15 protein-coding genes are annotated in these 17,910 nt (G+C 39.0%); 9 read left to right on the top strand and 6 right to left on the bottom strand.

What is annotated here, in order from left to right; genetic code table 11:
- A partial coding sequence (locus tag ASJ81_RS24725) for a hypothetical protein (protein ID WP_212556128.1) occupies positions 1 to 154 on the bottom strand: 154 nt, incomplete at its 3' end.
- 327 nt (positions 155 to 481) lie between these two features.
- A complete protein-coding gene (locus ASJ81_RS21830; RefSeq protein WP_245860451.1) occupies positions 482 to 973 on the bottom strand; it encodes an inorganic diphosphatase in 492 nt (163 codons plus the stop codon).
- A 192-nt stretch (positions 974 to 1,165) separates the two neighbouring features.
- Here ASJ81_RS21830 and ASJ81_RS21835 point away from each other — a divergent pair, with 192 nt between their 5' ends.
- Positions 1,166 to 2,122: a class I SAM-dependent methyltransferase gene (locus tag ASJ81_RS21835; RefSeq protein ID WP_095646219.1), complete on the top strand. Its 957-nt coding sequence runs from the start codon at positions 1,166 to 1,168 to the stop codon at positions 2,120 to 2,122.
- Positions 2,123 to 2,592: 470 nt separating this feature from the next.
- Entirely contained in the window at positions 2,593 to 2,802 is a 210-nt protein-coding gene (locus ASJ81_RS21840) for a hypothetical protein (protein ID WP_141241835.1), read from the top strand.
- Positions 2,803 to 2,968: 166 nt separating this feature from the next.
- Here the strand turns inward: ASJ81_RS21840 and ASJ81_RS21845 are convergent, their stop codons facing one another.
- Positions 2,969 to 4,399, bottom strand: coding sequence for a dihydrolipoyl dehydrogenase (locus tag ASJ81_RS21845; RefSeq protein WP_095646221.1), 1,431 nt, complete (start codon positions 4,397 to 4,399; stop codon positions 2,969 to 2,971).
- 537 nt (positions 4,400 to 4,936) lie between these two features.
- Here ASJ81_RS21845 and ASJ81_RS21850 point away from each other — a divergent pair.
- The 3 genes from ASJ81_RS21850 to ASJ81_RS21860 all read left to right on the top strand — a co-directional run bounded on the left by ASJ81_RS21850 (position 4,937) and on the right by ASJ81_RS21860 (position 9,023).
- The gene (locus ASJ81_RS21850) at positions 4,937 to 6,292 is read left to right on the top strand and encodes a TIGR00297 family protein (protein WP_095646222.1); all 1,356 of its coding nucleotides are present in this window, start codon (positions 4,937 to 4,939) and stop codon (positions 6,290 to 6,292) included.
- Positions 6,293 to 6,676: 384 nt separating this feature from the next.
- Positions 6,677 to 7,219 (top strand): DJ-1/PfpI family protein, encoded by a 543-nt coding sequence (locus ASJ81_RS21855; RefSeq protein ID WP_095646223.1) that lies wholly within the window; start codon positions 6,677 to 6,679, stop codon positions 7,217 to 7,219.
- A gap of 109 nt (positions 7,220 to 7,328) precedes the next feature.
- Positions 7,329 to 9,023: a SagB/ThcOx family dehydrogenase gene (locus ASJ81_RS21860; RefSeq protein ID WP_095646224.1), complete on the top strand. Its 1,695-nt coding sequence runs from the start codon at positions 7,329 to 7,331 to the stop codon at positions 9,021 to 9,023.
- 238 nt (positions 9,024 to 9,261) lie between these two features.
- On the opposite strand, the gene ASJ81_RS21865 is transcribed toward ASJ81_RS21860, so the two are convergent.
- Together ASJ81_RS21865 and ASJ81_RS21875 are read right to left on the bottom strand one after the other, a co-directional pair.
- The gene (locus ASJ81_RS21865; RefSeq protein WP_095646225.1) at positions 9,262 to 9,966 is read right to left on the bottom strand and encodes a type 1 glutamine amidotransferase; all 705 of its coding nucleotides are present in this window, start codon (positions 9,964 to 9,966) and stop codon (positions 9,262 to 9,264) included.
- Between the two features lie 290 nt (positions 9,967 to 10,256).
- Positions 10,257 to 11,381 carry a DUF21 domain-containing protein gene (locus tag ASJ81_RS21875; protein WP_095646226.1) on the bottom strand — a complete coding sequence of 375 codons (1,125 nt, stop codon included), beginning with the start codon at positions 11,379 to 11,381 and terminating at the stop codon, positions 10,257 to 10,259.
- Positions 11,382 to 12,069: 688 nt separating this feature from the next.
- Here ASJ81_RS21875 and ASJ81_RS21880 point away from each other — a divergent pair.
- The 4 genes from ASJ81_RS21880 (at position 12,070) to ASJ81_RS21895 (ending at position 15,715) form a co-directional block, all read left to right on the top strand.
- Positions 12,070 to 13,548, top strand: coding sequence for an MFS transporter (locus tag ASJ81_RS21880; RefSeq protein WP_095646227.1), 1,479 nt, complete (start codon positions 12,070 to 12,072; stop codon positions 13,546 to 13,548).
- Positions 13,549 to 13,809: 261 nt separating this feature from the next.
- Positions 13,810 to 14,478 carry a flavodoxin family protein gene (locus ASJ81_RS21885; RefSeq protein WP_095646228.1) on the top strand — a complete coding sequence of 223 codons (669 nt, stop codon included), beginning with the start codon at positions 13,810 to 13,812 and terminating at the stop codon, positions 14,476 to 14,478.
- 370 nt (positions 14,479 to 14,848) lie between these two features.
- Positions 14,849 to 15,154, top strand: coding sequence for a glutaredoxin family protein (locus tag ASJ81_RS21890; protein WP_095646229.1), 306 nt, complete (start codon positions 14,849 to 14,851; stop codon positions 15,152 to 15,154).
- 54 nt (positions 15,155 to 15,208) lie between these two features.
- On the top strand, positions 15,209 to 15,715 hold the full coding sequence (locus ASJ81_RS21895) for a ferredoxin-thioredoxin reductase catalytic domain-containing protein (protein ID WP_170943456.1): 507 nt from the start codon (positions 15,209 to 15,211) through the stop codon (positions 15,713 to 15,715).
- Positions 15,716 to 16,398: 683 nt separating this feature from the next.
- On the opposite strand, the gene ASJ81_RS21900 is transcribed toward ASJ81_RS21895, so the two are convergent.
- Positions 16,399 to 16,782 (bottom strand): hypothetical protein, encoded by a 384-nt coding sequence (locus ASJ81_RS21900; protein ID WP_095646231.1) that lies wholly within the window; start codon positions 16,780 to 16,782, stop codon positions 16,399 to 16,401.
- Positions 16,783 to 17,910: the final 1,128 nt, after the last annotated feature.

The raw sequence follows: 17,910 nt of genomic DNA on the forward strand, positions 1-17,910 counted from the left end.
TGGCGCGGACATACCCCGTTGCTTGCAGCGGGGTGCGCCAGCGCAACTTTGATTTTGACCGCATCTTCCTCTGGAATCCAATCTTTGTATTCGTTATTAAAACTAATATACACCAGACAAACTTTTTTAGCTGAATATTGTTTTTATCCAGCATCTCAAGAAATTTTCGTCATCGACAGCTTGTTCGGATATAAAAATTATATGATAATCTTCTTTTTGATATCCGTAGCAGATTTAAATTTATCATTTACACGCTGTTTTCATTATTTTCTACCTGTATATATTTGTCTGCCTATATTCTACATTATAGTCCAGCCTATACGTAAAAAGGTTGCAGTCTTCAAGAATAGTTTTAACTTTGGATTTAGTAGTTCTCCCTTCAAGCTCTATAACTAAGTCACTTACTTCAATTCTTTATCTGGAGTTTTAGGATCAACTGTTATTTTCGAATCAACGTGTGCTGATGTAAACAGTAACAATATTAGTTTAGTTTTCTGAATTCGATTCCTTCAAACCTGCATGTTGAAATTTTTCTCTCACGGAAAGCATACAAGAAGACCTTAAAAAGAGCATATAGCCTGAAATAATAAGCAAGCAGGACAGGAGAGCGAAAACCGCTGATATATACGATTTTTTTATCGTCCCTGATAGAATCATCCAGGAATTTTACTATCCCGTCAAAAGAATCTCTTTTAAGTGTACTTCCTCTCGGCAGGCGGGGCCCAAGTACAACTACATCTTCTTCCATGCCATCTGCACCTTCTGTTCCCTCTACAAAGCCGTAGTTGAAAATTGTAGGCAGGGGGGAAAAAAAAGCCTTTTCATAGCCTTTTTCTGTTCTGTTATACTTCCAGAAACTATATTTTGGGGTTTCGATTATAATTTTCATGGGGAATAGTCCTGCCTGTACTGTTACGAATGGCTGTTTAAAGTTTCTTCCGGGTTTTATCTTTTTCCACACTTTCTCAGCCATTTCCCAAAACAAAAAGCATATATTAAACTGATTCTTAAAAACGGAACTAAAATCTGGAACTTAATATCTGGAACTTAATATCTGAAACTTAATATCTGGAACTTAACATCTGGAACTTAACATCTGGAACTTAATATCTGGAATTAAAATCTTAAAGTGAAAGTCTACAATTTGATAAGTAGAGGATTCTTAATGAGTTTTCGAAATAGAATAAGCTTGCGGGATGCAATGAGAGGAATAGTTGAAGAACCCCTGCTTCCTATGGTTCCGAAACGTTTTGATTACATTGGAAATGTAGCCGTAATATCGATTCCTCCTGAGCTTGAGGCTTATAAAAAATCTATTGCCTCGAAACTGCTTTCTATGCGTGGCAATACGCGGGCCGTACTTAATAAGGTGAGCAAACTCGAAGGAGAGCATAGAGTTGCGGATTTTGAGCTTCTGATTGGGGAAACCACAGAAACAATTCACAGGGAAAATGGTTATACCTATAAACTGGATGTTAAAAAAGTCTTTTTTAATCCCCGTCTGTACTCTGAGAGAAGGCGGGTAGCCTCAAAAATAAAGTCGGGAGAAAACATCATAATTCCTTTTGCCGGAGTGGGCCCTTTTGTACTTCCTGCTGCAGGAAAAGGAGCAAAGGTTTATGCCATTGAAATAAATCCCGACGCCTGTGCCTGCCTGCGGGAAAATATCCGGATTAACAGGCTTGAAGGGCAAATAACCGTTATTCAGGGTGACTTTGAAAATGTTTTCGATATGTTTAATTCTGCAAAAACCAGTGAAGGGCTAGTAAATACGGCTTTTTCTAGTCTGCATGTATGCCTGAATCCTGAGAAAGCTAAAGATGAAAGTTTTCAGATTCCTGAAAATGGGTTTGATAGGGCCATAGTGCCTACACCCTATGGCATGGACCATTTTCTTGGCGAAATCTCAAAACTTGTCAGGAAAGAAGGGTACATTCACTTTTACACTTTTAAAGCCGAATCTCAGATTCCTGGGCTGATTAATGAATACGAAAAAATGGGGCTTGAAGTGGAGCTGTACAGGCGGACCGGAAATGTTGCTCCGGGCATCAGCAGGTGGGTTTTTGACCTTAAAAAAATAGGTTTGAAGGAAGAAAGTTTAGAAACTGTGGGGAATAAATAAGGTTTCATCCCTGACTTTTCAAAGGCGGGTTAGACCGTCAACCTCAACAAAACAACAAACTTAAAAATTTTATATTTCAGGGGTTTAAACAATTTTACTCAGGTGCATGCACAATAACAGTAAGTTTTCACCTTTCGAACTCTTCAATTGATTACACAAATATAATTATAACTGAATAATTTATAACAAGTGAGTCCATATTTGTTATTTATTTGCTTAAATGAGACTTTTATACACTCAGATTGAATAACATTTTCCTTTATAATTATCTTGAATATGAGCTAAGGCATATACTCAAATAAATAATTTATGATTAAATTATTAAATAGTGAATATGTTGGAAAGTAATTCAGACTCGAAATTCGCTTGAAAAAGACGAAAAACTGAAAATAGCGGAACCGATTTCAGAAAAGACATAACACTTTTAATCCGCTGTAAGACAAAAAGATAAAAGAAAGACAAGTAAGGAAATGGTAAACATGGAAAAATCTCTAATGAAAAACCCATTTGTACTTTTCATTATCCCTGTAATTATATGTACATTCTTAGGATACTTGTCTAATAATTTAATGAATGGAGCACTTACTGGAATTTCCATTGGGATTGGGTTCGTTATAGGGATGAACGTATTTGGTAGAAAACAGGAAAAAGATGAAAGAAAAAAAAGCAAGAAAAAATAAAAATAAATCCGGCATAGATATAATCATACTAGAAGATTCCACAAACGTATAGGATTCTACCGAACTAGACTCTACATACATGCGAGATACCTATTTGAGTTATTTAATAGGTGAAAATTTTAAGCTCTCATAGTAGATATTTTTTCAATCACGAGCATAAGGATTTTCAGTCCTCAAGCCCGATATGTTTAAGAAAATGATGATAGTGTTCAGGCGGTAGCCGAGAATAAAATGCCCTGGTTACAACCTCACTGAGAGACGGGTGAATATCCATACTCCGCATAATTGGTTCAGTGCTTCTTGATTCTGTGTACATGAGAGGAATTATCTGGTGGATCAGGACTGAAGCATGCGGGCCTATAATGTGGGCTCCCAGGATTTTTTCTTCCTTCGCATCCAGAATCACTTTTACGAAATAATCTCTGATTTCCATAGCTGACCCTTTTGCAGTATCTTCAAAAAACTTGAGGCCTATGAGGACTCTTTCCTCTCCGTACTTTTCCACGGCTTCCTGCTCTTTCATGCCTGCTCCGGCAATTTCAGGATAGGAAAAGACTGCGTGGGGTACGGCATGGTAGTCTACCTTTTCTTTTTCTTTCATGATCGCATTGAGGAAAACTATTCCGGACTCGTAGTTTGCTACGTGCTTTAGCAAATACTTTCCATTTGCATCCCCAAATGCCCAGATATTCGGCTGTGAGGTCTCAAGAAACTCGTTCACCAGAATCCAGCCCTGTATATCGGTTTTAATCCCTGCTCTTTCGGGGTGGAGAATATCGGTATTCGGAACTCTTCCTGTTGCCACGAGGATTTCGTCCACAGTTATTTTTACTTCCCGTCCCGAGTCGTTTTCCTTTGCAATAACCGTTTTCTGCCCGTTATCTTCTTTCCGAACTTCTATGGCTTCATGGTTTGTAATTATCTGCATGTACTCCGATATTTTCAAACTGGCAAGTCTGGAGATATCGGGCTCCTCCTGCGGAAGAAACTGGGAATTTCTCCCGATGGCCGTGACCTGGGTTCCCATAGCTGAAAAAAAGTGCCCGTATTCGGCTGCAATGTAACTCCCTCCCAAGATAGCGAGCTTTTCTGGGCGTTCCGTGAGTTTAAGCACAGTATCACTTGTAAGGTATCCTGCTTCTTCGAGACCCTTAATAGGAGGAATTGCAGGTTTTGAACCGGTACAGAGAAAGATCATTTCGGAGTGGAGGGTTTTTTCACCTACTTTCAGGGTATAAGGTGAGATAAACTCCGCACTTTCGTGATAGTAGTCAAGGTATGGGTTATCGGTAAACCCCTTCCTTATCGCCTCGACATCTTCTCCTATTTTCCTGCGCATCCTTTCCATAATTGCAAGGAAATCGATGTCCTTTATTTCAATATTAATTCCGAAAACAGATGCAGTTCCAATTTCTCTTATGAGTTCGGCAGGATAGAGCAGGATTTTTGAAGGAATGCACCCTCTGGTAAGGCAGATCCCGCCGGGTTCGTCTTTATCGATAACTGCAACTCTCATTTCAGGTTTTGAATCAAGAATAGGATTTATGTAGTTCATTGCAGAACCCGTACCTATTATAATAAGGTCATAGTTTTCCATGTTTTCCCCCTCATCACACATATAGCACGCAGCTTTTCTGGGTATAATATACTATTTATTTCGGGTTATATTTATGGATCAGAACTCTTACTAATTTGTTTGATTACATATAGATCAGGACGTTTTCAGATTTCCTTTCTTAAGCCTGAAGGAATGAATTATATTTAATATTTGGAAAAGAACTCCAGATTAGATACTGGTTGGAAGTCCTGATAAGTATAATACCTATTTGGAATTCTGAATCTAGAGACTGTTTGGAATTTGAACTGATACTGTTTGGAACTATGAGAAATAGATTAAGTTTAACAAATCCCGAACAACAAATATGAGGCAAAAGTTATTTTATTCATTGAACTATTTCTATATAACTTAAAGGGTTTGTCTAAACTCCTTCCAGATAGCAACTGCTAAAACAGATATTTTTAAGTTTTATTATGTAATTCTAATCGTCTCTAAAAGAAAAACAATTGTTATTTATAAAGATAAACTTATTCTATGTAACTTCCCAGAAAAAGTAAAAACAAAAGATGTCTTATAATGAACAGAGCTGCACGATTCTTTAAAAGCGGGAATTCCTGCCAGAGAATTCCTGTAACGCATATCCTATATCTCCTGCTCATTCTTATAGCTCCTTTTGCAGGAGTTAATCTTCTTTTTCTCCTATCCATCGTTCTTTTTCTGGGAATACGGCTTTCTGGAAACTCCTTTTTCTGTGATAGAGATGTTACCAGCCTTACTTTTTCCCTGGTTATCATGCTCTTTGTTTCCGTGATTTCGAGTGTTTCTTCTTACAACTATCCTTTTTATATAGTACTTGGGGCGTTTGCGATTGCTGCAGTAGGAAACCATAAAACATCTTTTTCGGAGACCGAGTCTGTACCTGATTTAAATTTAAGACGGAGTAGAATCAAAAAGAAGAGTTTTTCAATTATCTGGAGTTCGGCTTTCCTGGCACTTAGGATTGCTGCTTCATTCTTTGCCGCAAGCTGGATTGTCTACTGGCAGAAACTTCCGGTCTCATATAACATGATTTTCTTCATAGCTGTTATCGGGGCGGTTACAGGTTCTCTTTTCGAGTCAATCCCCTCCAAAATAGACAAGAATATTTCTGTGCCTCTGGGTGCAGGCATGACAATGTGGATTTTTGAAGATTTCAGGTACTGGGTGCCTCCCGAAAAAATGGTTGTAGCACTGGTATTCTCCTTTTTCCTGGGTATACTGGCTTACAGGGCGAAGATTGCAGACGTATCTGCACTTCTGAGTGCCGCCTTGCTGGGAGTCCTGATAATTGTCTTCAGCGGGCTTTCCTGGTTCCTGCTTCTGCTCACATTTTTTATTCTCGGAGGCGGGTTTACAAAATATAAATATACATACAAAGAATCCATAGGAATTGCACAGGCTAAAGACGGCATCCGGAGTTATGAAAACGTATTTTCGAACAGTACGGCAGCTCTTGCCCTTGCAGTAGCATATGGGGTCTTCCCGGAACATAGTCTTCCGATCATCTATGCCTATATGGGTACGGTTGCAACAGCTACCGGAGATACCCTGGCAAGCGAAATCGGGACAACGGCAAAAGGAAGGCCAAGAATGATAACAACCCTCAAACTCTCGGAACCCGGAGTCGACGGAGCCGTATCATTTCTTGGGGAACTTGCTGCAATCTTAGGTTCTGCGGTGATAGGAGTCCTTGCATACTTACTGGGAGTTTCGGACAATTTTATATTAACAGTCCTTATTACAACCGCAGGAGGCTTTTTCGGGACAAATATGGACAGCCTCCTTGGGGCTACGCTTCAGAAAAGGGGAGTGCTCTCAAATAGCGGAGTTAATTTCGTAGCGACCTTTGCAGGTGCCGGAATCTCAGCAGTTCTGTATTTCCTTATAACTTAAGTCAAATACGAACTAAGTCTTAATAGCTGGTTTTATTTCCTTATATGCTTCTGAGGCTCAGACTCTTTACGCTGTTTATCAGGATTTTAAAACCTTTATTTTAAAATCTTTATCAGGTTTTTTATACGTTTTCAGGCTTTAGCTTCTTATAGATTTTCAGGCTTTTGTTTCTTATATATATTCAGGCTTTTGTTTTTTATCCACTTTTCTCCAGCTTATTACAAGCTAATCTCAGGTTCTTTATATTTTTTCTTAGTCTAGTATACTCTAAAAGAAGCATCCATTTATATTTTCATAACGTATCTTTAAGGAAACAGGGTTACTAAACCATTCCACTTCTCATTTCTTCGATTCTTAATTTTCAAGCTTACAGGAAGTGAACAGATGACAGAAACCGAGTATAAAGACAAAAAAATCCTGCTCATAATTGCCCAGGAGCAGTTCAGGGACGAGGAATGCTTTGTTCCGAAGCAGCTTTTTGAGGCTGCAGGAGTAAAAGTTACCGTTGCAGCCGAGTCTACTAAGACTGCAAAAGGGATGCTCGGAGGTACAATCAAGCCTGATGTCGCGATTTCTGATGCCAGAATTGAAGATTATGATGCAATCGTAATCTCAGGAGGTTCAGATTCAAGAGAATACCTGTGGAATAACAAAACTCTGCAGGCACTTATAAAGGAAGCTGATGCCTTGAAAAAGGTGATCTCTGCAATCTGCATTTCCCCTGTAGTACTGGCAAGGGCAGGTATCTTGAAGGGCAAAGAGAGCACAGTCTTCAAAAGTCCGGATACGTTACGCGAACTTAAGGAACACGGAGCTGTCTATCTGAATCAGGATGTAGTGGTTTCGGGCCGGGTAATTACAGGACGAGACCCTGCAAGTGCTGATATGTTTGGAAAAGCCGTACTTGAAACCCTGAAAAAAGCTTAACTTTCATCAAAGATCCTGAAATGCTCCTCTCCTTTACTTAAAAAGCAGATATCCCTTACTGAAACGGTTGTTTGAAAATTAGATTTCTCCGGCTACGGGTGTGCTTATTATGACAAAAGAACTTGAAGCCATACTGGCCTACCACCAGGCAAGTAAACACAAATTTAAATCTTATGCTCCGGGTCCTCACCGCCTGGATTTACGTCTCAAGCCAGATTCTTTCCTTAACTATCACGGAACTCGACTTTTGAATCTGGAAATCTGGAGTGACGAGCAAACAAAAGCTGAGATTTTTCCTACTTATGAGCAGGCTTTCTCACCTGAAAAACTCAAGCCGTCTGAGCTGAATGCGAAATCAATTTCCAGGCTTTTTTTTGACAGCTTTGCAATTTCGGCCTGGAAAATGGCGGAAGGTACAAAATGGCCACTCCGTGTTAATCCTTCAAGCGGAAACCTTCACCCTACCGAGATGTACCTCCTTTCCGGTCCTATGAAGGGGCTCCTGAAAAACCCGTCTGTCTGCCATTATGCTTCTTTGCCTCATGCCCTTGAAATCAGAGCAGAATTTTCCCAGGCTACCTGGAAACTATTAAGTTCAGGTTTTCCTGAAGGCACTTTTTTCGTAGGTTTGAGTTCAGTTTTCTGGCGGGTTTCCTGGAAATACGGGCTCAGGGCCTTTCGATATGCTCAGCATGATATAGGGCATGCAATTGCTGCCCTGACCTTTGCTGCTGCCGGGCTTGGCTGGAAAACAAGTCTTCTTCTGGACATGAGTTCGAAAGATATTGCTGCGCTTCTTGGCATTTCCGGAGAGAAAGGCCCTGAAAAACAGGGGCCTGCCTGTTTGCTTGCGGTTTATCCAGCAGGAAAGACCTGTACAAAAAGCAGGATTTCTTCAGGTGTGATTCCTGATTTTAAAAATCTTTCCTGGAAAGGTATTCCTAACAGTTTAAGTCCAGAGCATGTTCAATGGGTAGGTATTGAAGATGCGGCCTCGGCAGCTCAGAAGAAGGAAACCGATTACCTGGATAAAAGAGAAGAATCAAATGAAAAACTAAAAGAAGAATTAAAATTCAATCTACAGGCGGTTTCATCGCTGAAAACCAGCAGTTTCAGAAACCTGTTAAATCTTGATACGGTTCCCCTCCGTGAAGTTATCCGGAAAAGGAGAAGTGCTATTGAGATGAATAACAGCGCATACCTGGAAGATGAAATTTTTTATGCTATGCTGCAAAGAACCCTTCCGGAAAATAATCCGATTTTCAATTCCCTTGCTTTCGGTCCCTTTACTCACCTTCTTCTTTTCGTAAACCACGTAAAGGATCTTCTTCCGGGACTTTATATTTTCCTTCGCAAACCCGGGGAAAAAGATAGGTTTAAAGCTGCGATCAGACCGGACTTTTTATGGGAAAAACCGAAAAACTGCCCTTTAGACCTTGAGTTTTACCTCTTGATGGAAGAAACTCTGGATTCTTTTGCAGCTCAGCTTTCCTGTAAGCAGCGAAAAGCTGCCGATGCATGTTTTACTGCCTGCATGCTCTCTGAGTTTGAAGAGCCTCTGAAAAGGTTTGGGGCCTGGATATATCCGTACCTTTTTTGGGAATGCGGAATTCTGGGGCAGCTCCTTTACCTTGAAGCCGAGGCATATGGTCTTAGGGGTTGTGGGATTGGGTGTTTCTTTGATGACCCTTTGCATGATGCCATAGGTCTCAAAGGGCTCGAATTCCAGGACCTCTACCATTTCGCTGTCGGTTATCCACTTCCGGAGATAGGGGTTATAGCACTGCCTGCGTACGAGAAGTAAACTTTTATTTTTTCCCCGGATCCTTTCAGCTTAAAATGCCTTGGCCGCTGTTATGTTGTTCTTATATACTATCCCACTTTCCATATGACCAAAATGGATAGCTCTCAGTTTGGATAGCTCTTAGTTTGGATAGCTCTTAGTTTGGATAGCTCTTAGTTTGGATAGCTCTTAGTTTGGATAGCTCTCAGTTTGAATAGATTTCAGTCATGACAAATGACAAACGAGAACTATTCAGTACTTACTGATATCTTATGACCTCTTCAAAATTGTCCAGCATACTGAACATCAATAACTTTGACTCCGTAAGAAGTGAGTCTCTATCCAGCATCTCTTCTTCGTTCTGGATATACACTCCTTCAACCAGCTCATTTCTGCAGTTTTTAATAACGTTCCCGATTGTTTTATTGCTCATTTCTAGATGGAACTGAAGTCCGATTACCCTGTTTTTGTAGATAAAGCCCTGGTTTTTGCAGGCTTCACTTTCAAAGAGTCTTATTGCCTCTTCAGGCAGGCCGAAAGTGTCTCCATGCCAGTGAAATGCGGTAAATTTTTCAGGGATACCTTTTAGCAGAGGATTTTCGGACTCCGGTTTGATCGTAAAAATTGGGAACCATCCGATCTCTTTATAATTGTTTTTAAATACCTCGGCTTTCAGAACATCAGCAATAAGCTGAGCGCCAAGGCAAATCCCAAGAACTGCCTTTCCTGCGGAAATAGCTTCTTTGAGAAATATTTTTTCTTTCCTCAACCAGGGATATTTTTCATACTCATAGATATTCATCGGTCCACCCATGACTATGAGAAGATCGAAGTTATCCAGACTGGGAAAGTTATGATTTTCATATAAATGTGTGGTTGATAAAGAGTGCTTTCTTTCTTCTATCCATTCAACAATAGTTCCCAATGTTTCAAACTTAACGTGCTGGATGCAGTGTATTTTCATGCTTAAACCTTTATCTAAAACATTTAAATTGTACTCTACTGCCTTTTTTTTCTTTTTTTTCTTTTTTTCTCTTCTTTTTGTCCTTTCTTCTTCATTTTTCTTTTTTTCTCTTCTTTTGTCCTTTCTTCTTCATTTTTCTTTTTTTCTCTTCTTTTTGTCCTTTCTTCTTCATTTTTCTTTTTTTCTCTTCTTTTGTCCTTTCTTCTTCATTTTTCTTTTTTTCTCTTCTTTTTGTCCTTTCTTCTTCATTTTTCTTTTTTTCTCTTCTTTTTATCTCTGTATTTTCATTTTTATTCCTTTCTTTCTTCCGTGCTTTCTTTCTTTTTCCCTCTTCTCAAACTTCTTATTCTGGCAACTCCTGGCTGTGAAGGCTGAGCAGGCAGTTCACACCCTGATGTCAGGTCACATTCCACTACAATTCCCCTTAACAATCGGCCCAGAATATCCGAACCGGTAATAATTCTTTTCTCCTGGCCCCAGTAGAGGATAAGGTCCTGGTCGATCACATCGTCTTCAGGGTATTGAGGATACACCTTAAACTGCCTAATTACTTTTTCAAGCCTGGTTTTCGGAGATTTTACCACAACCGGAAAGTGGCAGTAAGAAAGGGGAATGAATGGGCCTTTCTTGTAGACTGCATCCCTCAGAAAACCATCCGCATCAAGCACCATTGTAGGCTCATCCTGAGGGTTGGTAATAACTACCCACTTTTTCCCGGAGGCTTCTATCTTTTGCAGAAACGGGTCAGTCGGTTCTCTTTCGAAAGAAGGAAATATCGGACGGTTATTTTCCACTGGTAGTGAGATTATACTTCTCTCGTCTATTAGCGAACCCTCATCTGATATGCTGACATCATCTATGGAAAGAAAGTTCAGGGCTCCTATCCCTTCAAAAGAACCAATATCGGACTTTCCGGACTCAATGTGTTTTTCGAGCATAATCCGAATAGACTGTTCCTTGAAGAGGTCAAGCTTCTCTCTGCCTAACCACCAGTCAAGAATCAGGGCTGTAGGTTTGGCAACTGGATAGAGCAGTAGCTGGTAGAAGCGGACTAAAGGAGTTAGTTTCGCTCCTAGTGACAGGGCATTTCGAGAAAAATAAGCCTGAGGCACTATCTCTCCGAAACTGGTTATAACGAAAGTAGAGAAGAGAAAAGCTGAAGCTCCGGTCAGCACGGAACCTGTAAGCTGGGCAATTAGAACGTTTACCGCTATGTTTCCCCAGAGCAGTGTCGTAAGCAGAAAGTTTGAGTCCCGCCTGATCTGCAGGATTTTGATAGCCTCTTTATTGTTTGCTTCGGCCTCGATCTCAAGCCTGAGTCTCCCAAGGCCGAAAACCCCGATTGTCATTCCGGAAAAAATAGCGGACTGCATCAGGCAGAATATGATCAATATCCAGGTAATAATTTCATTCATTGTGAGTCTATAACCTCTATAATATTCATACTGGAATAATTTAACATAATTTTATGGTAAATCCATATATAATCAATAGGTAAATCCATAGAAATTTACAGGTGAATCCAGAGGTAAACCATCAGCGATTCTGGTTTTCTGGTTTTGCATACCTCGATTTGTGTGAATTTAGCCTTAAAATCTAATTTAATCTCGGATTTTTTTTGCCTCGAACTAGCCATTAATTTATTTTAAACCTTACGTGATTTTTAACAGTACTAAAAGGAAAGTTTCCAGGTAGTCTTAATCTTATTATTACGCCGTTCTTTAATTATTACACCGTTCTAATAGTTTAACTTGCGTTCTCAGACTTTTTGCAAGCCTTTTCAAAAAACTGCTTGACCGCAAGCCTTTTCAAAAAACTGCTTGACCGCAAGCCTTTTCAAAAAAGGCTTGAGCGAAAACCCCAAGCAGTGTTTGGATTTGAGAATCTTATCCCCAAACCCTATCGGCGTGATAAACCGGCGCAACGGTTTCGGCGTAATGTTTAATACAAATAAATTGTACTAAATGGTTGATCAGTCAACCACAGTGAGGAAACCTTATGAAGAGAATTGCCTCTTAAATAATCTATCCTGCAACATAAATCGATTGCGATTTTTCTGACACTATAAGCCGTAGATAATGACCCTTTAGATAAGTGATATACATGAAAAAAGACACAAATAATGCCGAATCACCTGCCAAAGTTCCGGAAATCTACCATACACCTGATGTTCCTGTTGCCGGCACAGGGAAACAGGTAGTACTTTTTATTGCGATACTGGCGGGATTTATTACCCCTTTTGACGGTTCGGCAGTAAATATTGCCCTGCCTGCGATCGGGGCAGAATTTCATATGGATGCTATTGCCCTTTCCTGGGTTGCGACTGCTTACCTTCTTTCATCAGCATTGTTTCTTGTCCCCTTCGGAAAAATCGCAGACATTTATGGGAGGAAAAAGGTTTTCCTATATGGTATTACGATCTTCAGCCTTTCGTCTTTAATTATGACTATGGCTTCCTCATCGGAAATGCTGATTGGAGTACGGGTCGTGCAGGGTATCGGGAGTGCAATGATCTTTGGAACAGGCGTCGCCATAGTTACTTCGGTCTTCCCACCAGGTGAGCGTGGAAAAGCTCTTGGTACTTATATTACTGCAGTTTACATTGGGCTTTCCGTTGGTCCTTTACTTGGAGGTGCAATGACGCAGTATCTTGGCTGGAGGAGCATTTTCTTCGTAAATGTTCCTATAGGTATTACAGCAGTTCTCCTGATCTTATGGAAGATTAAAGGTGAATGGGCTGAGTGCAGAGGGGAAAAGTTCGATCTGACAGGATCAGTCATATACGGTGCAGCGATAGTTGCAGTCATGTATGGTTTTTCAGTTCTCCCAGAACTTAAAGGGGTTGCCCTCTTGGCTTTAGGGACTCTCGGGATAATTGTTTTTGCTCTATATGAAATTAGAATACCTTTTCCCGTTCTTGACATTAATCTCCTGACAAAAAATCGAATTTTTGCCTTTTCGAACCTATCCGCGCTAATCAATTATAGTGCGACTTATGCGGTGACCTTTCTTTTAAGCCTGGATCTCCAGTACACGAAAAGCTTCACTCCAGAACATGCCGGACTTATCCTGGTAGCACAGCCGGTTGTCATGGCCATGGTTTCGCCAATTGCCGGTCGGCTCTCTGACAGAACTGAACCCCGAATTGTTGCATCCGCAGGGATGGCATTTACTGCGCTTGGGCTCTTCCTTCTGATTTTCCTTACAGAATCAACTCCTCTCTTGCATCTTATTATCACCCTTATTATTCTCGGTATAGGTTTTGGGCTCTTCTCGTCTCCAAATACGAATGCGATCATGAGTTCCGTCGATAAAAGATTCTATGGCGTTGCATCGGGAATGAACGGAACTATGCGGCTCCTTGGGCAGATGCTGTCGATGGGCATTGCAATGATGATCTTTGCAATTGTTATTGGTCCTGTGGAAATTACGCCTGAATATTACCCTCAGTTCGTTTTAAGCCTGCATTATGCTTTCATCCTGTTTACAGCCTTCTGTATTCTGGGAATATTTGCATCCCTCGTGAGAGGAAATAGAAATCCTGTAGCTCACGCTCATACATCTGAAAAAGGCAAAAAATAATACGTTAATCCTGTGTAATTCATGTAGTTGTTGCATAATCCATTCAGTCAAGGTGGAGGCTATCAAATTAGCTCTAAAAAATTCAGATCTAATTTGACAATCGTTTTTATGAAGATCTCCTATGTGTATTCTTATCTCCAAACAGTTCTACGCTATCTTATTAGCAATCCAATATAAGAAAATAGATGCGTCCACGAATAGTGAAAAAGAAGATAAGTTTTTAAATCAAAATTCTAATTTGAGAACCTCAAGGTGATAATCATGAAAATTCTTGGAATTAACGCAAGCCCGAGAGGAAATGAAAGCAAGACTCTTCAACTTGTAAAGTCCGTGATTAAAGGTGCGGAGTCCGAAGGTGCGGAAGTCGAGCTTATAGATCTCTATAAACTGCAGATAGAGTACTGCACAGGATGCGGAGCCTGTTATGCGACAGGGGAGTGCCCTCAGATCGATGACTTTGAGGAACTTTTTGACAGGGTTCGGAACTCCGATGGAATTGTCTTTGGAGCTCCGAATTATATTAACTCGGTTCCTGCACCTATGAAGGCCTTCTTCGACCGACTTTCGGACGCTATCCACTGCCAGATGCTGACTGGAAAGTTCGGATGCTCTGTGTCTACGGCAGGAGGAGGCAAGGCAGATGTGGTTGTAGAATATATGAACAGTGTACTCATGAATCTTGGTGTTACAGTTGTTGGTGGTCTTGGTGTTGCAGTTGGGATGTATCCTTCCGCACTCGATCAGGCTGCAGGGCCTGCCGAAGAGCTTGGTAAGAAATTAGTAAAATCGATTCGTGGAGAAATAAAATATCCGGATCAGGATGAAATGCATCGCCAGACAACGGAATATTTCTGCCAGCTTGTAAGATCTGATAAAGAACGGTTTGCCCATGATTATTACTGGTATGTTCAGAAGGGCTTGATAAAATAAAATTTACCCGGATGCCTTAGACTGTACGCCTGAGGCTGTAAATAGAAATCTTTATTCAAACAATAGAAAATCTTTGTTCAAACAATAGAAGTCGTTGTTCAACCTAGAGAAATAGAACAAACGATACTTCCTCACATATTTTTGTATTTCAAGGTAAAAAGTCAGTCAGGCTGAAAATTCTTACTTTTCTAGTCTTCTTTATCAACATGTTTAAACTTATATACTTTAGTTTATATTTTCTTACAAGCAATTTATGATTTGCAGCCTGCCATTACTTCAATTTGGTAGCAGGCTCAGGTAAAACGTGCTTTCAAGGTAAAGTACTCATAGGCGTACTGCCATAACTTTATCGTGGCTGGGGGTTAACCGAATGGATGTATCTACTCTGGATAAGGAGAAAGGAAATCACATTTCCGGAATTGACAGGGGTAAGGTTGTAATGTATGGCCTTAGTACCTGTGTATGGTGTAATAAAACAAAGAAGCTGCTTACAGATCTTGGTGTAGATTTCGATTTTATATACGTGGATAAGCTTGAAGGCGAAGAAGAAAACCAGGCTGTTGACGAAGTAAGACGCTTCAACCCTTCAACCTCTTTCCCGACAACTGTCATAAATGGGGAAAAAGCGATTGTAGGTTTTAAAGAAAGGGAAATACGTGAAGCTCTGGGGTTTTAAGGGGGAATTGGGCTGAAAGAAGAGGAAGCCGCTGAAGAAGATATAAACGAAGAAATGGTGGACAAAGTCTACAGGCGTTTGAATGACCAGGTCGAAAAATCAGGGTATCACCTCAACCCTGATGTTGAGTTTACAAAGGATCTTGTGCGCGGGCTGCTCGCAAATGAGCAGCGATATGGTTACTGGTCCTGTCCATGCCGACTTTCTGCCAACAATCTTGAAGAAGATCTGGATATTGTCTGTCCCTGTTACTATAGAGACCCAGATCTGAATGATTATGGAGCCTGTTACTGTGCGCTTTACGTTTCGGATGAGGTTATTCGGGGAGAAAGAAGGGTAGAATCGATTCCTGAAAGGCGTCCTCCTAAAGCACAGAGGGATGCCGAAAGAGCTGAAGAAAAAAAAAGAGCCGAGATGATGGAGAGTATGGAGTTTACAGAAAAACTTTCAAAACCGGTGTGGAGATGTAAGGTTTGCGGATATCTCTGTGCCATGGATGAACCGCCTGGAGTTTGTCCGATCTGTAAAGCGAGAAAGGAAAGGTTTGAACATTTTATGTAAATTTCAATAAATAGGAGTTTATTGAAATTTCAGTAATTTTTTCTTTTTTCTATTTTCAGTTTTTAAAAATAGAGATCCGAACTGCTGTAGGCAGTTCTTTTTTAGTAAATGAACATAGGATTCATAGTTACATAAGAATCCAGATTAATTTCAGAAACTTTGCCTTTTAAAGTAAAGCAAATATAACGAATTGGTTCTGAACTTTTTATATTGTATCTTAAATACTAAATTTTAAGATTTAAAAATAGGTGAATTAAAAAGACCTAAATGATATGAAAATCCAGTTAATAAAAACTCTGATCGAGAGAGGTAAACACAGAAGAAAGAATTAACAATTAACTGAAATCAAAAAAAAGAATTAACAACTAACTGAAATCAAAAAAAGAATTAACAACTAACTGAAATCAAAAAAAGAATTAACAACTAACTGAAATCAAAAAAAGAATTAACAACTAACTGAAATCAAAAAAAGAATTAACAACTAACTGAAATCAAAAAAAAGAATTAACAACTAACTGAAATCAAAAAAAAGAATTAATAATTAACGAAATTAAAAAAATATAATTGTGTAGGCAAACGCATTAAGGGATTTAGGGTTAAACCTGGAAGATTAACACTTCCTATATCCCTTTAATTTGCTTAGTTGTAAAAGTCTTCATGCTGAAGCAAGTACTGTAGGTACTTTAGCAGCTGGAGCATGCAGTTTTAATCGTAACGGTTGCACAATCTTTCTTTCCATCTGCACCAATTACACAGTAGCTGAAACTGTCAGTGCAGCATTTACTGCAACTTGCTGGTCTTGTGTAGCAGAAGTTACCATTACTCTGCATGCAGACCTTACCACCCTTTGCGGTAGTATAGCATCCAGTTTTTACGACCTTAAGGCTGCATCCTTTGTCATTCTTCATCACATTAAAGCAACAAGATTTACATTTACAATTACACGTAAAAGTATCGTTCTTTGCGTCTGTTGTTGTTTTGCAACTAGATGCTGCTGCTCCTGTCATTGACAGGACAAAAAAGACCAACGTGAAAATACATACTGTTTTTAATATAGTTTTTCTCATTAGTTTTTCCTCCTTATTAACTCTAGGTTAGATTTAGTCTAAGAATACCTGAAATCGAAATCTAATAGAGGTTTAGAGAAATTTTCTTCATTTTATTCAACTAAGTTCAATTTTTTTACCCTACTAGATTACATTTGATCAAAAGGTACTCATAGTCGAAATTAACTGGGAAATATTATTATATAAATTTACTTATTTTCATATTCTTGAATAAAAATAGAAATCTATATTAAAGCTTTATAATGCTTTATCTATAAAGATAAAAGATTATAAAATAAAGAATTTTTCCATCTATATTTTATATCAGCTTAAAATGAAATTTAGTGTATTTCATGAATTATTGGTTCTTAGTATTTTCTTACAGTTCTTTATATCCAATCATATTACTTCTTTGAAGTTTTTTCCTCTAATCTTGAGGTATTAAGGTCCTGTATTCTATTAGAAAAACATAGCTTTGCTATTTAATAAAAATAAAGGTTATAATCTCCACAAAAAATACTGTTATTTACTATTATGGATTTTTCCAAGAACAAAATTTTCATATCTTTTATCTTTTCAATATATTGTCAGCGTGATTAGATTTAATATATAATGCTTGCTTATTAAAGGGAAAAACAATATCGCAAACTGATAGCTTAATCATAATTGGGCAGCCAAAGGATATGAGTTGCCCATATATATTATTATTGAGAAAAATGGACTCTGTTCCAAAATCCAGTGATTTTCGTATTTTTTAATTGAAGACCTGAGTTAGCAAGAAGAGTCCAGTTATCATCAAAATCAATATTCGACATCTAAAGACTTCAATTTTTAAGTTATGTCACAAGGATTATGACTAATTACAAAACCTAGTGATTTTGAACTTTAAATTCATCACTAGGTTTTGGTACTGAGTCGAAAATTTCCTGTTTTAATAGTTATATTTCTGCCAAAAATGAAAGTGAGTAGGAACTTTAAAAGGAATGGATCTTGAAAAGTCCATCTTTATAGATTACAAAATTACTTTTTTGGTTTTGGTTTCTTGTCGTCGCCCTTTGGTTTACAAGCCATATGTTCACCTCTATAAATTTATTCATTGGTCATCGGTTCAGGCTTCACTTCCTTCTCCTGTTATTCTTTTTTGATCCA

Origin of the sequence: Methanosarcina spelaei, from assembly GCF_002287235.1 — an archaeon.
In the GTDB taxonomy this organism is placed as follows: Archaea; Halobacteriota; Methanosarcinia; order Methanosarcinales; family Methanosarcinaceae; genus Methanosarcina; species Methanosarcina spelaei.